The 337-nt window shown below is 64.7% G+C and carries 1 protein-coding gene; it reads left to right on the forward strand.

Features of this window, described 5'->3' with window-relative positions:
* Window positions 1-23: 23 nt before the first annotated feature.
* Window positions 24-337 (forward strand): ATP-binding cassette domain-containing protein (locus tag EN852_RS36535; protein ID WP_135879738.1); only part of this gene is annotated, 314 nt, incomplete at its 3' end.

Genomic DNA, 337 nt, shown 5'->3' on the forward strand with positions numbered 1-337 from the left:
CTCGATCCCAGGCTGGGTGGCCGATGACCGAACCGTCCGGCGATGTCCTGCTCGAAATCTCCGACCTTTCGCTCGAGTTCCGCACCTATCGCGGGCCGATCAAGGCGCTGAACGGGGTCAGCCTCAATGTCCGTGCCGGCGAGATCGTCGGCATCGTGGGAGAATCCGGGTGCGGCAAATCGGTGACCATGATGGCGGCGACGCGGCTTTTGCCCAAGGGCAGCGCGCACATTACCGGCGGCGGCATCCGTCTGTTCGGCAACGATCCGATGACGCTCAGCGAGCGTGAACTCCAGCATGTGCGCGGGCGGCTGGTGTCGACCATCATCCAGGAACC

The organism is Mesorhizobium sp. M2E.F.Ca.ET.209.01.1.1 (genome assembly GCF_004010375.2).
Lineage (GTDB): Bacteria > Pseudomonadota > Alphaproteobacteria > Rhizobiales > Rhizobiaceae > Mesorhizobium.